Source organism: Microvirga massiliensis, from assembly GCF_001006805.1.
Classification (GTDB): Bacteria; Pseudomonadota; Alphaproteobacteria; order Rhizobiales; family Beijerinckiaceae; genus Microvirga; species Microvirga massiliensis.
The window spans coordinates 370,066-383,383 of the sequence record NZ_LN811354.1; the positions used below are offsets into that span (position 1 = coordinate 370,066).

Below are 13,318 nucleotides of genomic sequence, written 5' to 3' on the forward strand. Positions count from 1 at the left end.
GCCGGTGCGAATGCGCTGGTTTGGGGTGTCGTGTCCAAAGTGCGAACCTATTCCGGTCGGCGCTGCCACCCTCACCCGCCGCCTTTCGGGCGTTGCCTCTCCCATCAAGGGAGAGGCGGAGCGGCGGCAACACGCACGTCACCTTTCCCCTTGTGGGAGAGGTCGGACGCGAAGCGTCCGGGTGAGGGATGGCGGCGCCGACGTATCAGAACTCCTGCTTCCCGTCCGTCGCGATAACCGCATTGGCAGATGAGGCCGCGCGGTCGAGGCGGGCGCGGTAGACGTTCAGATTTTCGATCACCCGTTGCACGTAGTTGCGGGTCTCGTGGAAGGGAATGCGTTCGATCCAGTCGACGAGATCGACCTCGGGCTTGCGGGGATCGCCATAGGCCTTGACCCATTTCATCACATTCCCGCCGCCCGCATTGTACGATGCGAAAGCGAGCACGTGGGACCCGCGCCAATCCTCCATGAGCTCGCCGAGATGGGCGGCGCCGATCTTCGCGTTGTACGCGGCATCCTCGACGAGCTTCTGGACGTCGAACCCGACACCGAAACGCTGGGCGGTCCGCTTGGCAGTGGCCGGCATGAGTTGCATCAGCCCGCGTGCACCCGCAGAGGAGATCGCGCGCGGATTGAAGGCGCTTTCCTGGCGAGCGATTGCGTAGACCATGGCCGGCTCGACCACGTCGCCGACCGGCGTGAACTCGGGAATCCCGCTTACCGGATAGGCGTGGAGATCGAGCGGAAGGCCCTGCTGGACGGCGGCTTTTCCGATGACGAGGACGGCCCGCGGGTTGAGGTTCTCGTCTGCGATGCTCGCCAGAGTCTCGAGCTCGGCTTCACCCTCCAGACTCTGCGCGAGTTCGACGGCAAGAGAGACCGCGAGGTCCTTCTCCCCGATCTTGTGCAGCAGCGCGAATGCTCGTGCCGGCGTCCTAGCCAGGAAGGCAGTGCGCGCTTCCGGATCTACATGTCCCGGCATGCGCAGTTCGAGAGGCATGCCGAGATGCTCCCGGGCGAGCTGTCCGTAGAACGTGATGCCGTTCTCCGCAGCGCGCCGATAGTGTTTCTGCGCATCTTCCGTCTCGCCGGCGGCTTCGGCGGCGCGGGCCTGCCAATAGGCCGCACGGGAGACGGAGATCGGGGTTCCCGCGATTGTCGCCGCCTCGGCGAAATGCTTCTTCGCGTCGGCAGGGTTGTTCAGGAATCGCAGCGCGATCCAGCCCGCATGAAACTCGGCCTCGATTCTCTGCGCCGGCCCCTCGGCCCCGTGCTGGCTTGCGACCTGATAGGCCGCCTTGGGATCGCCTTCGTCGAGTAGCTCACGGGTAATGTAGCGGCGCTCGCTCCACCACCGGTCCCCGTCCACGAGCAGATCGGGATCCTGGGGCGCCTTGGCCATTACATCGGCGGCTTCGACGAGTTTCTTTTGCCGCTTCAGATACAGCGCGCGCGAGAAGATGTAGGAGGAATCCGTCCGCAGCTGGGACGGCACGGCCGCGAAGGCCTTCTCAGCTTTTTTCTTGCCCTGATATATCCCCATCCGTGCGCGCACGAGTGTCGGGTAATCCTTGCCCGCGCGCTCCGCCGCGCGCAGCGCGCCGCTCCAGTTCTCCCGAAACAAAAGACGCTCCATCCGGAACCGATGGTCGCTGCTCCGGAGCGCTTCCGAAAAACTTTCCAGGATGCGTCCCTCGAGTTCCGGGCCGAAGAGATCCTCTCGCCAGACATTGCGGATGATCTCCGTCGCCTTCTCCTCTTCGCTGGCCGATTTCAGGGCGAAAGCCAGTGCGACTCTTCCCGAGGTCGTAAGAGGCGGCTGTGTGGCGAAGTGCGCACGGATGCGTTCCGGCGACGGGCGCGCTGCGAGGAGGGCCTCCTCGATCCGGCGCTGCAGGGATCGCGACGAGGGCCAATCCGGGTAGTCGCGCTGGAACGCCAGCAGTCTGTCCAGCCCGAGCCGGGCGCCGGTGCGGATGGCGAACCATTCGGACAGGGCCAATGAGGCCGGTTCGGTAAGCCTAGACCGCAGGATGTCCGCTTCCGCGATATCTCCGCTGCGATAGAGGGAAAAGATGCGCGGCAGGTAATCGAAATCGGTCAGTGGGGGCGGCTCCGGCACCTCGAGAGGCGGAAAGGCCTCCACGTCGAGGATAGCTACCTGAAAGGGTCGCTGGTCGCTTGCACCCCGGTCCGCCGCTGCGACCGTCCCACCGATGCTCGCCAAGAGAGCACCCGATGCCAGAAGGCATCCGAGGCCTTGCCGAAGGCTCATGAGATCCCCCGCTTGTTCCCCGCAAAGTCTCAAGTTGAGACGATTGGCATTGAGGAAACACTAACCTGGGCGGTCGGGCAACCCGGCATGCGAAGTGTACAAAGACGCGCCCCGGGGCTTTGACGCTGTCTCTGCCATTGTGACCCGACGGCTTCGGTCAATTCGCGACTGCAGGCACTCCACGGGATCGGTGGTCGTTTCCCGGACGGCCGCTTCTGCTCCCTCCGGGCGACCGGTTCCCCTTTTCCCAATCCCGCGCTATGTGTCACGCCCCACCAGCACTTGGCCAAAGGTCGGGCGAAACAGACGCGCGAGGACGCCGCACATGAAGACACTCAGGGGCTCAATTACGGCGCTCGTTACGCCCTTCAGGAGCGGTGAGATCGACGAGGATGCCTTCAGGGCTCACATCAACTGGCAGATCGAGTCCGGAACACATGGGCTCGTCCCCGTCGGGACGACGGGCGAGAGCCCGACCCTCAGCCACCGCGAGCACGAGCGGATCGTGGAGGTTTGTGTCGAGGAAGCCCGGGGCCGCGTGCCGGTGATCGCCGGTGCAGGCTCGAACTCGACGGCCGAGGCGATTGCGTTCTCACGGCACGTCGAGAAAGTCGGGGCCGATGCCCTGCTGATCGTCACGCCCTACTACAACAAGCCCACTCAGGAGGGACTCTACCGCCATTTCAAGGCGATCAACGATGCCGTCGGCCTGCCGATCATCATCTACAACATTCCGGGGCGGTCGGTCATCGACATGTCCGTCGAGACCATGGCTCGTCTGTACGAGTTGAAGAACATCGTCGGCGTGAAGGATGCGACCGCGAATGTCGCCCGGGTAAGCCTCCAGCGTCAGGCCATGGGCCCGGATTTCATCCAGCTGTCCGGCGAGGACGCGACGGCACTAGGCTTCATGGCGCATGGGGGGCACGGCTGCATCTCCGTCACGTCGAACATCGCGCCGAAACTCTGCAGTGACTTTCAGGCGGCTTGCCTGAAGGGCGATTATGCTTCGGCCCTGACGATCCAGGATCGGCTGATGCCTCTTCACACCGCGATCTTCATCGAGACCAATCCCTCTCCGACGAAGTTCGCGCTCGCGGCTCTCGGGCGCATGGAAGAGGACGTCCGCCTCCCGATGATCCCGGTGTCCGAGAAGACTCGGGGCGAGGTGCGGGTCGCCATGGTGCACGCAGGACTCCTGAACGCGTAGTATCGACGAGCGAGGCTGGCTCCGGGCCTGGGACATCCGTTTCCAAGGCCCCGTCGGCCTCTCGCGCACCAATCAGGACCGCTGATCAAGACGATGGCCAAGGACCCGAAAAACACACGAAAGGTCGTCGCCGACAACCGAAAGGCTCGCTTCAATTATGAGATCACCGACACCTACGAGGCGGGCATCGCCCTGACGGGCACGGAGGTCAAGTCGTTGCGGCAGGGGAAGGCGACGATCGGCGAGGCTTATGCAGGTCCGTCGGGCGAAGAGTTCTTTCTCTTCAACGCTTATATTCCGGAATACCTGCAGGCGAACCGCTTCAATCACGAGACGCGCCGTCCCCGACGGCTGCTGCTGCACCGCCGCCAGATCGACAAGCTGATCGGCGCCACGCAGCGGGAAGGATTCACGGTCGTGCCGCTCCGCATCTACTTCAACGAGCGCGGGCGCGCGAAAGTGGAGATCGGTCTCGGCCGAGGCAAGAAGCTCCACGACAAGCGGGAAACCGAGAAGCAGCGGACCTGGAACCGCGAGCGGAGCCGCCTCCTGCGGGAGAAGGGCTGAGCCGCCCTTCTCCGAAGCCTGCTCCTGCCTCGTCTCGAAGCTCAGTTTCCGGTATTGTCCTCGGGATGGGATTGGCGAATGCCGTAGCGGCGCTCGAGGGCAGGTGAACGCGAACGCTCAGGCCGATCGCCGTTCTCGCCGGCGCCTTTGACAGCCCGGTCGGCCGGATCGCGGCCGATCTTTGCGATCAGCTGCGTGATGTCGAGGAACTCGTCCGCCTGTCGGCGGAGCTCATCGGCGACCATTGGGGGCTGCGTGGCAATCGTCGACACCACGGTCACACGGACGCCACGGCGTTGCATCGCCTCGACGAGCGAGCGGAAATCCCCATCGCCGGAGAAGAGAACCATGTGGTCTATGAATGGCGCGAGCTCGAGGGCATCGATCGCGAGCTCGATGTCCATGTTGCCCTTCACCTTGCGGCGACCTGTGGAATCGACGAATTCCTTGGTCGGCTTGGTAACGACACGGTATCCATTGTAATCCAGCCAGTCTATGAGCGGCCGGATGGAGGAATATTCCTGCTCTTCGACGAGCGCCGTGTAGTAGAAAGCCCGAACGAGGCTCCCACGATTCTGGAATTCTTTCAAAAGACGCTTGTAGTCGATGTCGAATCCAAGTGTTTTTGTGGTCGCATAGAGATTGGCGCCGTCAATGAATACTGCGATGCGCTGATTACCTGTCATGGTGTCTCTCGTGCCGGGTAAAACCCGGGAGCGCTTGCGGTAGCGGCGCTGCAGAAGAACGGTGCGCCGTTACATCCGAAGCGCAGGCAGGCCGCGTTTGCTCAAAAATAGATTGTTACAAAGCCTGAATGAGCCTGGCACTCCCGCCCGACTGCAGAGCAATTGTCACGGTTTGGTCAAAGCATGGAAACTGGCCAGATGGCCTAGTTGGCGGACAGGCCAGGGGTCCGGGCCGCCTTGAGTGCGACGGGCAGTCCTCGAGCGGCCGATGTCGAGGATGCGAGAGCCGGGCAGAGCCTCTGCTCCGGCGAGCCGGAGCCTAGCCTGTCACCCGTTCGACGCGGCTGACGACCCGCTTCGCGCGCAGTTCCGCAATGATCGCGTTCAGGTGCTTCAGATCCCAGACCGACAGATCGATCGTTAGCTCCGTGAAGTCATGGGTGCGCCGGACCATCGAGATGTTGTCGATGTTCCCATCGTGATCGGCGATCACCTGCGAGATCTGTGCCAGCGTGCCGGGCTCGTTGATGGATTGCAGGGAGATCCGAGCGGGAAACCGCTGGGGCTCGCTCGCTTCCACGTCCCAGCGCACATCGATCCACCGCTCCGGCTCGTTGTCGAAAGCGGCGAGAGCCGCCGACTGGATCGGGTAGATCGTAACGCCCTCGCCGGGTGTCAGGATGCCGACGATCCGGTCCCCCGGAACGGCTCCGCCATTGGGAGCGAAGCGGACGGGAAGATCCGAATTCAGGCCGCGGATCGGGATTCCAGGGCCGCCTTCAGCCCCGTCGATCGTTCCTCGTGCTCTGCTCCGGGCGGCCTCGCCGGCCAGTCTCCGGTCATCCTTGTGCTCGGGATAGACGGCCCGGACCACGTCGCCCGAGAACATCTCGCCGCGGCCGACGGCGGCCAGGACGTCCTCGAAGCTCGCGCGCGCCAGCCGGGGAAGCGCTCCCTTCAGCTTCTCGTCCGAGAAGGGCTTTCCGGCTCGCTCGAAAGCGCGCTCGAGGATCTGGCGGCCGAGCCCGGTATATTGACGTCGTACCGCGGCGCGAGTGGCTCGCCGGATCGAGGCCCGAGCCTTGCCGGTCACGACGAGCGACTCCCACGCCGCAGGCGGCGTCTGGCCGTCCGCACGCACGATCTCGACCTCGTCGCCGTTCTGAAGCTCCGTCAGGAGCGGCGCCATCCGGCCATTGATCTTGCAGCCGACAGCCGTGTTTCCGACGTCCGTGTGGACCGCATAGGCGAAGTCGATCGGGGTGGCGCCGCGCGGCAGAGCGATGAGACGGCCCTTCGGGGTGAAGCAGAAGACCTGATCGTGGAAAAGCTCGAGCTTGGTGTGCTCGAGAAATTCCTCCGGATTGTCGCCCTCGGCGAGGAGTTCCACGGTTCTCCGGAGCCACTGATAGGCCCGGCTTTCGCCGACGAGCTGGCCGTCGCCGTTGAGGCTGTCCTTGTAGAGGGAATGGGCCGCAATCCCGTATTCCGCCACCTCGTCCATGGCCTCGGTGCGAATCTGCAACTCCACACGCTGGCTGCCTGGTCCGATCACCGTGGTATGGATCGAGCGATAATCATTCTGCTTCGGCGTCGAGATGTAGTCCTTGAACCGGCCCGGCACCGTCGGCCAGGTCGTGTGGACGACACCGAGAGCCCGGTAGCACTCGTCGATCTCCTTCACGAGCACCCGGAAACCGAAGATATCGGACAACTGCTCGAAGGCGACGGATTTGCGCTCCATCTTGCGCCAGATCGAGTATGGCCGCTTCTGTCGTCCTTTGACCCGCGCGGCGATCCCGCGGTCCCTCAGCTTCGCAGTGAGATCGCGCTCGATCTCGTCGACGAGCTTCTCGCTTTTCGCCGTCAGGTCCTGGAGATGCTTGCTGATCGTGTTGTAGGCATCCGGGTTCAAGGTCCGGAACGACAGATCCTCCAGTTCCTCCCGCATCTCGTGGATGCCCATGCGGCCCGCGAGAGGCGCATAGATGTCGAGCGTCTCCTCGGCGATGCGGCGACGCTTCTCCTCCGGCATGAATTGGAGGGTTCGCATGTTGTGGAGGCGATCCGCCAGCTTGACGAGGAGGACGCGCACATCATCCGCGACGGCGAGAAGGAGCTTCCGGAAGTTCTCGCCCTGGGCGGCCCGCTTGGAGACGAGATCCAGGCGCTTGATCTTGGTGAGCCCATCGACGAGAGCGCCGATCTGCGGACCGAAGGTCTTATTGATCTCCTCGAGCGTCGCTTCCGTATCCTCAACGGTGTCGTGCAGGACAGCGGCTGCGATCGTAGCGTCGTCGAGCCTCATATCCGTCAGGATGGCCGCCACTTCGAGAGGGTGCCCAAAAAAAGGGTCTCCGGAGGCGCGCTTCTGGTTGCCATGCGCCATCATGGCGTAGACGTAGGCACGGTTGAGGAGCGCCTCGTCCGCCGCGGGGTTGTAACGTTTGACCCGCTCGACGAGCTCGTACTGGCGCATCATCGCGCGGACAACCCTTTGGCTGAAGCTAATCGGCTGAACTGAAAAGATAATCTTGCGAGCTGGGCTTTCGCAAGGGTCGTGGATGCCGCCGTCCGATCCGGAAATGAAAAAGCCCGGCCGAAGCCGGGCTGATAACGAATACCTGCGGGATCACTCCCGCTCGTCTTCCTCGGTCGCGGCAGGAGGAACGAGACCCTCCAGCCCGCGCAGGAGATCCTCCTCGCTCATCCGATCGAACTGGATGTCGGCGTCCGAATCTGCGGTCGAGGCCGCCGCTGTGTTGCCGAGGAGCGGCACGGTCTCCGCCTCGGGCTCGTCCACCTCGACATATTTCTGGAGCGAGTGGATGAGCTGCTCCTTGAGATCGTCGGGCGCTATCGTCTGTTCTGCGATCTCGCGCAGTGCGACCACGGGATTCTTGTCCCGGTCGCGGTCGACGGTCAGCGGCGCACCGGACGAAATCAGGCGAGCCCGATGGCTGGCGAGCAGAACGAGCTCGAACCGGTTTTCGACCTTATCGATGCAATCTTCGACGGTCACACGAGCCATGAAAATCGGCTCCTTCTGGCAGATCAGCGGAAGGGGGAAGGGCGTCTGTTATCCCGAAACGACCAGAAAAACAAGAGAATTGCTGCCGCGGTCTCGCGCTTGGTGCTTCTTGCCCGCCATCGTGTGGACAGACGGGGCCGATTGGACCGAGGCTGGCCCCGGGGCTGCCTTGACAGGTGCCGGGGGCGATGCGAGTTCGCCCCCGCTGGAGCTGATATCGATCCTGTGGAGCAGCTCTCTTCTTTGATTTCCGCGCATTTTCAACGGTGAGCCGGATCTCGCTCTCCTGAAAATGCCCCAGGCAACGGAGCAGGCCCGTCATGCGCGCATTCGTGTTTCCAGGCCAGGGCAGCCAAGCGGTCGGAATGGGCAAGGCTCTCGCCGATGCCTTCCCCCAGGCCCGGGCTGTCTTCGACGAAGTGGACGATGCGCTCGGTGAGAAACTCTCCTCAGTGATGTGGAACGGGCCGGCCGATACGCTAACGCTTACCGCGAACGCCCAGCCGGCCCTGATGGCGGCAAGCCTCGCCGTCATGCGCGTCCTCGAGGCGGAGGCGGGCCTGGACATCAAAAGGGACATCGGGTTTGTGGCCGGCCACTCCCTCGGGGAATACTCCGCCCTGGCGGCCGCCGGCGCGATCGGCTTGGCCGATACGGCGCGGCTGCTTCGCATTCGAGGCAACGCCATGCAGGAAGCGGTGCCGGTGGGCGAGGGCGCCATGGCTGCCCTGCTGGGCCTCGAACTCGAGCAAGTCCTCGAAATCGTCCGCGAGGCGGCCCAGGGTGAAGTCTGCGATCCCGCAAACGACAATGGCGGCGGCCAGGTCGTCATCTCCGGGCATCGCACCGCAGTCGAACGGGCGATATCCCTGGCACAGGCCAGGGGAGCGAAGCGTGCGATCATGCTTACGGTCTCGGCGCCATTCCATTGCGCGCTGATGGCCCCAGCGGCAGAGGTCATGAGAGAGGCCTTGGCAAAGGTCGCGATTCAGGCTCCGGCCGCGCCGCTCATGGCGAATGTGACCGCCAGCCCCGTGACCGATCCGGAAGCCATCCGCGAGGGTCTCGTTCGGCAGGTCACCGGAACCGTCCGGTGGCGCGAATCCGTGGCCGCGATGTCTGGCGCCGGTGCCACCAGCTTCTTCGAGATCGGCGCCGGGAAGGTTTTGGCCGGCCTCGTCAAGCGGATCGCGTCTGCTGCGACGGCCATCTCGGTCGGCACCCCCGAGGATGTGGCATCCGCCAAGGCTGCGCTTCGGAGCTGACCCTGTGATGGGCTCCGTCGGCCCGTTCGAGATCCGCCGGCGGATGGGCCAGCGGCTTCCGCATTCGAGCACAAGGAGACTGAGATGTTCGATCTGACCGGCAAGAAGGCGCTCGTCACCGGCGCAACCGGGGGTATCGGAGGGGCGATCGCACGAGCGCTGCACAGCCAGGGAGCCTCGGTCACGCTGTCGGGGACTCGGCGAGAAGCCCTTGATGCGCTCGCAGCGAGCCTCGGAGATCGCGTGCAGATCGTCGAGGCGAATCTGAGCGATCGAAATTCGGTCGAGGAACTCGTTCCCGCCGCCGAAACGGCCATGGGCGGTCTCGACATCCTCGTCAACAACGCAGGCGTCACGCGCGACAACCTCTTCCTCCGCATGAAGGACGAGGAGTGGGATACGGTGATCGCGGTCAATCTCACCGCCGCGTTCCGGCTGTCGCGAGCGGCCGTGAAAGGCATGATGCGGCGGCGCTTCGGGCGCATCATCAATATCGGCTCGGTCGTCGGATCAACCGGAAATCCGGGGCAGGGGAACTATGCCGCCTCCAAGGCAGGCCTCGTCGGCATGACCAAGGCGCTGGCCGCCGAGGTCGCGAGCCGGGGAATCACCGTCAATTGCATAGCCCCGGGGTTCATCGAGTCGCCGATGACCGAGGCGCTGAACGAGAAGCAGCGGGAGTCGATCCTCGCTACGATCCCCATGTCCCGGCTCGGGACCGGCGACGAGATCGCGGCGGCTGCGCTTTATCTCGCCTCCGCCGAAGCTGCCTACGTGACCGGGCAAACGCTCCACGTGAATGGCGGAATGGCAATGTTCTAGAAAGGCTTGCGTTAAATCGTGCCGATTTGGGCCAAGTCGTTCGCCCTACTCGCCAGATGCTGGAACCCTGTGTTAATCATCGCGCAATCCGGCTTGAGGGGTTGACCGGCAACTTGAATTGGGGCTTTGCACCCGGGCGCGGCGGTCTTGCTGCCCGCCGGAGATCCTGACCTGCGTACTATTCCATAACCGCCCAGGTTGTGCCGGGCGGGAGCCAGCCACGAATGAGGAAAGAACATGAGTGACATCGCTGATCGCGTGAAGAAGATCGTTGTCGAGCACCTGGGCGTGGAAGCTGACAAAGTTACCGAGAACGCCAATTTCATCGACGACCTCGGCGCGGACAGCCTGGACACCGTCGAACTCGTGATGGCCTTCGAGGAAGAGTTCAACGTCGAGATCCCGGACGACGCTGCGGAGACCATCGTCACCGTTGGCGACGCCATTCGCTTCCTCGAGAAGAGCGCCGGTTGACGGCTGTGGTCCGCAGGTGCGGATCGGCTCTCGTCCTATTGGCAAACGCATTTTTCCGGGCGAGTCGGATTGGCTCAGCCCGTGAATGCTCTTAGGGGAGCCGGCGATGACGCGGCTTCCCGATCTTTCACCGAGTTGAGGCGAGTCTAATGCGGCGTGTTGTCGTGACCGGGCTTGGCATGGTCACCCCGCTCGGATGCGGGGTGGAGGCGACCTGGTCGAGAATTCTCGACGGACAGAACGGTGCACGGCGAGTCGAGGATTTCGATGTATCGGATCTCGCCTGCAAGATCGCCTGCCAGATCCCGAGGGGCGACGGCACCGAGGGCACCTTCAATCCCGATAAATGGATGGAGCCCAAGGAGCAGCGGAAAGTCGATCCGTTCATCGTTTATGCCATGGCGGCGGCCGGCGAAGCGCTGGAGGATGCCGGGTGGCACCCGAAGACCTACGACGAGCAATGCGCGTCTGGCGTCTTGATAGGATCCGGCATCGGGGGCATCGGAGGCATCTATGAAGCCTCGATGGTTCTGGCCGAACGGGGGCCCCGACGGATTTCGCCTTTCTTCATCCCGGGCCGGCTCATTAATCTCGCTTCGGGCTATGTCTCCATTGCACATGGCCTCAAGGGCCCCAATCACTCCGTGGTCACCGCCTGTTCGACCGGCTCTCATGCCATCGGCGATGCGGCACGGCTGATTGCGCTCGGCGATGCCGAGGTCATGGTCGCGGGAGGAGCCGAATCCCCGATCAACCGGCTGTCGATCGCCGGATTTGCAGCCTGCCGCGCACTGTCAACGGCATATAACGATGAGCCCACCCGGGCATCACGTCCCTACGACAAGGATCGAGACGGGTTCGTGATGGGCGAGGGTGCTGCGGTCCTCGTTCTCGAGGCTTATGAGCACGCTAAGGCGCGAGGCGCGCAAATCTATGCCGAGGTCATCGGCTACGGAATGTCGGGCGACGCGTTTCACATCACGTCGCCGACCGAGGATGGCGACGGCGCGTTTCGCTGCATGGCGGCTGCCATCAAGCGCGCTGGAATCTCGCCGTCCGAAATCGACTACATCAATGCCCACGGGACATCGACGCCGCTTGGTGACGAGATCGAGTTGCGCGCCGTCGAGCGGATCGTCGGCAATGCGGCCGGGAAGCTGTCGATGTCTTCCACGAAATCCGCAATCGGACATCTTCTGGGTGCGGCTGGCGCCGCGGAGGCAGCTTTCTCGATCCTGGCCATGCGCGACCAGATCGTCCCGCCGACCCTCAATCTGGACAATCCGTCCGTCGAGACGGCCATCGATCTCGTTCCGCATCGGGCTCGCAAGCGCGAGGTCAATACGGTGCTCTCGAACTCCTTCGGTTTTGGCGGAACGAATGCATCGCTTATCCTCCGGCGCGCGGCTTGACGTGAGGCAACGGCTTTTCGCCACATTCTGCCGCGACTGTCCGACCGCATTCCGATAGCCTGGCTGCAGGGTTGTTGCTCGTGATTTTCGGCAGAAAGAAGCTTCAGGCACCTGCCTCGGTCGAGGAGACGAACGGGGCGACGCAGTTCCGGCTCGCTCCCCGCTCGCCGAGCGAAGCAATCAAACCGACGGCTGCACCTCCACCACCGCCGAGGATCCGGCGGCCCCGCGGCGGATTCTTCTCGGCGCTCAGCGGTTTTCTGACTTTTCTGATCGCCGTGGCTCTCGCGGCAATGATCGGGATCGCGCTCTTCGAACGTGAGGTTACCGCGCCGGGGCCGCTCGAGACCGACAAGGTTGTCGTCATTCCGCGGAATACGGGTGTGAGCGAGATCGCGCAGCTTCTGCGGCGCGAGGGCGTGATCGAGCAGCCTCTCCTTTTCGAGGCCTACGCGATGCTGAACCGGCAGCGGGGCCATTTGAAGGCCGGCGAATTCCTGTTTCGGGCCGGCATCAGCATGGATGACGCAATCGACACCCTGGTTCAGGGGAAGTCCATCCTGCATGCCGTCACCGTTCCCGAGGGCCTCACGAGCGAGCAGATCGTTGCGCGTCTCAAAGAGAACGATGTCCTGACCGGCGATATTGCAGAGATTCCGCCCGAAGGCAGCCTGCTTCCGGACACTTACAAGTTTGAACGGGGCATGAGCCGTCAACAGCTCGTCAACTCGATGATGGCGTCGCAACGCCAGACCTTGGCACAGATCTGGCAACGTCGGTCGCCGGATCTTCCGATCAAGACTCCTCAGGAACTCGTTATCCTAGCGTCGATCGTCGAGAAGGAGACCGGTCGCGCAGATGAGCGGACGCGAGTTGCCGGCGTCTTCATCAACAGGCTCATGAAGCGGATGAAGCTCCAGTCGGATCCGACGATCGTTTACGGCCTCGTGGGCGGGAAGGGGACCCTGGGGCGGAGCATTCTCAAGAGCGAGATCGAGAGACCCACGCCGTTCAACACCTATGTCGTCGAGGGGCTTCCCCCGACCCCGATCGCCAATCCCGGCCGTGCAGCTCTGGAGGCTGTGGCAAACCCGTCCCGGACGAAAGACCTGTACTTCGTCGCGGATGGAACCGGTGGTCACGCCTTTGCGGAAACCTATGAGGAGCACGTGAGAAACGTTACCCGGTGGCGCCAGATCGAGCGTGCCAAATCCACCGGTGACACGGAGAATGACGTCGACCGCAGCCAGCCCGAAGTCAGGGGCGATGCGAGCGGCTTGCAACTCCCGGCAACAGCCTCTGCCCTCTCGCAGACCAATCCTGCGGCCGGACGGAATTCTGGCCGCAACAACACGGCCGGTCGCCGCAACGTCGATGCCAGCGAAGGGACAAACCTGGACCCTCTCCTGAACCGCACCTATGACCTGAACAGCGCTAAGACGGTTCCGGACCTGAAGCAGCCCTGAGCAGGACTGTGTTGCCCCGAGTTGTGCTCTCATCTCGTATGCGCCACTTGCAGAAGCACTCGCGATAGAAGTGCGAACGGCAATGCCGGGCGTTTGCGGTCGTTGAG

Annotated in this window: 11 protein-coding genes; 7 read left to right on the forward strand and 4 right to left on the reverse strand. The window is 63.4% G+C overall.

Going from position 1 to position 13,318, the window contains the following annotated elements; all coding sequences use genetic code 11:
* Nucleotides 1-205 precede the first annotated feature (205 nt).
* Entirely contained in the window at nt 206-2,278 is a 2,073-nt protein-coding gene (locus BN1233_RS17785; protein ID WP_052763834.1) for a lytic transglycosylase domain-containing protein, read from the reverse strand.
* 325 nt (nt 2,279-2,603) lie between these two features.
* On the opposite strand from BN1233_RS17785, the gene dapA reads away from it, so the two are divergent.
* Together dapA and smpB are read left to right on the forward strand one after the other, a co-directional pair.
* Nucleotides 2,604-3,488: a 4-hydroxy-tetrahydrodipicolinate synthase gene (gene dapA / locus BN1233_RS17790; protein ID WP_046864915.1), complete on the forward strand. Its 885-nt coding sequence runs from the start codon at nt 2,604-2,606 to the stop codon at nt 3,486-3,488.
* 93 nt (nt 3,489-3,581) lie between these two features.
* The gene (smpB, locus tag BN1233_RS17795; RefSeq protein WP_046864916.1) at nt 3,582-4,055 is read left to right on the forward strand and encodes an SsrA-binding protein SmpB; all 474 of its coding nucleotides are present in this window, start codon (nt 3,582-3,584) and stop codon (nt 4,053-4,055) included.
* A gap of 41 nt (nt 4,056-4,096) precedes the next feature.
* Here smpB and BN1233_RS17800 read toward each other — a convergent pair whose 3' ends face one another.
* The 3 genes from BN1233_RS17800 to rpoZ all read right to left on the reverse strand — a co-directional run bounded on the left by BN1233_RS17800 (nt 4,097) and on the right by rpoZ (nt 7,772).
* Nucleotides 4,097-4,741 (reverse strand): LabA-like NYN domain-containing protein, encoded by a 645-nt coding sequence (locus BN1233_RS17800; RefSeq protein WP_046864917.1) that lies wholly within the window; start codon nt 4,739-4,741, stop codon nt 4,097-4,099.
* A 319-nt stretch (nt 4,742-5,060) separates the two neighbouring features.
* Entirely contained in the window at nt 5,061-7,223 is a 2,163-nt protein-coding gene (locus BN1233_RS17805; protein WP_046864918.1) for a RelA/SpoT family protein, read from the reverse strand.
* Nucleotides 7,224-7,373: 150 nt separating this feature from the next.
* Nucleotides 7,374-7,772, reverse strand: coding sequence for a DNA-directed RNA polymerase subunit omega (gene rpoZ / locus BN1233_RS17810; RefSeq protein WP_046864919.1), 399 nt, complete (start codon nt 7,770-7,772; stop codon nt 7,374-7,376).
* 320 nt (nt 7,773-8,092) lie between these two features.
* Between rpoZ and fabD the strand changes: the two genes are divergently transcribed.
* From fabD to mltG, 5 genes are all read left to right on the forward strand, one after another.
* A complete protein-coding gene (gene fabD, locus BN1233_RS17815) occupies nt 8,093-9,037 on the forward strand; it encodes an ACP S-malonyltransferase (RefSeq protein ID WP_046864920.1) in 945 nt (314 codons plus the stop codon).
* 84 nt (nt 9,038-9,121) lie between these two features.
* Entirely contained in the window at nt 9,122-9,859 is a 738-nt protein-coding gene (gene fabG, locus BN1233_RS17820) for a 3-oxoacyl-[acyl-carrier-protein] reductase (RefSeq protein ID WP_046864921.1), read from the forward strand.
* A 237-nt stretch (nt 9,860-10,096) separates the two neighbouring features.
* On the forward strand, nt 10,097-10,333 hold the full coding sequence (locus BN1233_RS17825; protein WP_046864922.1) for an acyl carrier protein: 237 nt from the start codon (nt 10,097-10,099) through the stop codon (nt 10,331-10,333).
* Nucleotides 10,334-10,482: 149 nt separating this feature from the next.
* A complete protein-coding gene (fabF, locus tag BN1233_RS17830) occupies nt 10,483-11,745 on the forward strand; it encodes a beta-ketoacyl-ACP synthase II (RefSeq protein WP_046864923.1) in 1,263 nt (420 codons plus the stop codon).
* A gap of 80 nt (nt 11,746-11,825) precedes the next feature.
* Entirely contained in the window at nt 11,826-13,211 is a 1,386-nt protein-coding gene (gene mltG / locus BN1233_RS17835) for an endolytic transglycosylase MltG (RefSeq protein ID WP_425311722.1), read from the forward strand.
* The last annotated feature ends 107 nt before the right edge of the window (nt 13,212-13,318 follow it).

Coding starts and splice junctions, on each gene's coding strand:
- fabF (WP_046864923.1), top strand. CDS start 10,483: ATGCGGCGTGTTGTCGTGACCGGGCTTGGCATGGTCACCCCGCTCGGA.
- fabD (WP_046864920.1), top strand. CDS start 8,093: ATGCGCGCATTCGTGTTTCCAGGCCAGGGCAGCCAAGCGGTCGGAATG.
- fabG (WP_046864921.1), top strand. CDS start 9,122: ATGTTCGATCTGACCGGCAAGAAGGCGCTCGTCACCGGCGCAACCGGG.
- BN1233_RS17805 (WP_046864918.1), bottom strand. CDS start 7,223: ATGATGCGCCAGTACGAGCTCGTCGAGCGGGTCAAACGTTACAACCCC.
- dapA (WP_046864915.1), top strand. CDS start 2,604: ATGAAGACACTCAGGGGCTCAATTACGGCGCTCGTTACGCCCTTCAGG.
- BN1233_RS17785 (WP_052763834.1), bottom strand. CDS start 2,278: ATGAGCCTTCGGCAAGGCCTCGGATGCCTTCTGGCATCGGGTGCTCTC.
- BN1233_RS17800 (WP_046864917.1), bottom strand. CDS start 4,741: ATGACAGGTAATCAGCGCATCGCAGTATTCATTGACGGCGCCAATCTC.
- BN1233_RS17825 (WP_046864922.1), top strand. CDS start 10,097: ATGAGTGACATCGCTGATCGCGTGAAGAAGATCGTTGTCGAGCACCTG.
- rpoZ (WP_046864919.1), bottom strand. CDS start 7,772: ATGGCTCGTGTGACCGTCGAAGATTGCATCGATAAGGTCGAAAACCGG.
- smpB (WP_046864916.1), top strand. CDS start 3,582: ATGGCCAAGGACCCGAAAAACACACGAAAGGTCGTCGCCGACAACCGA.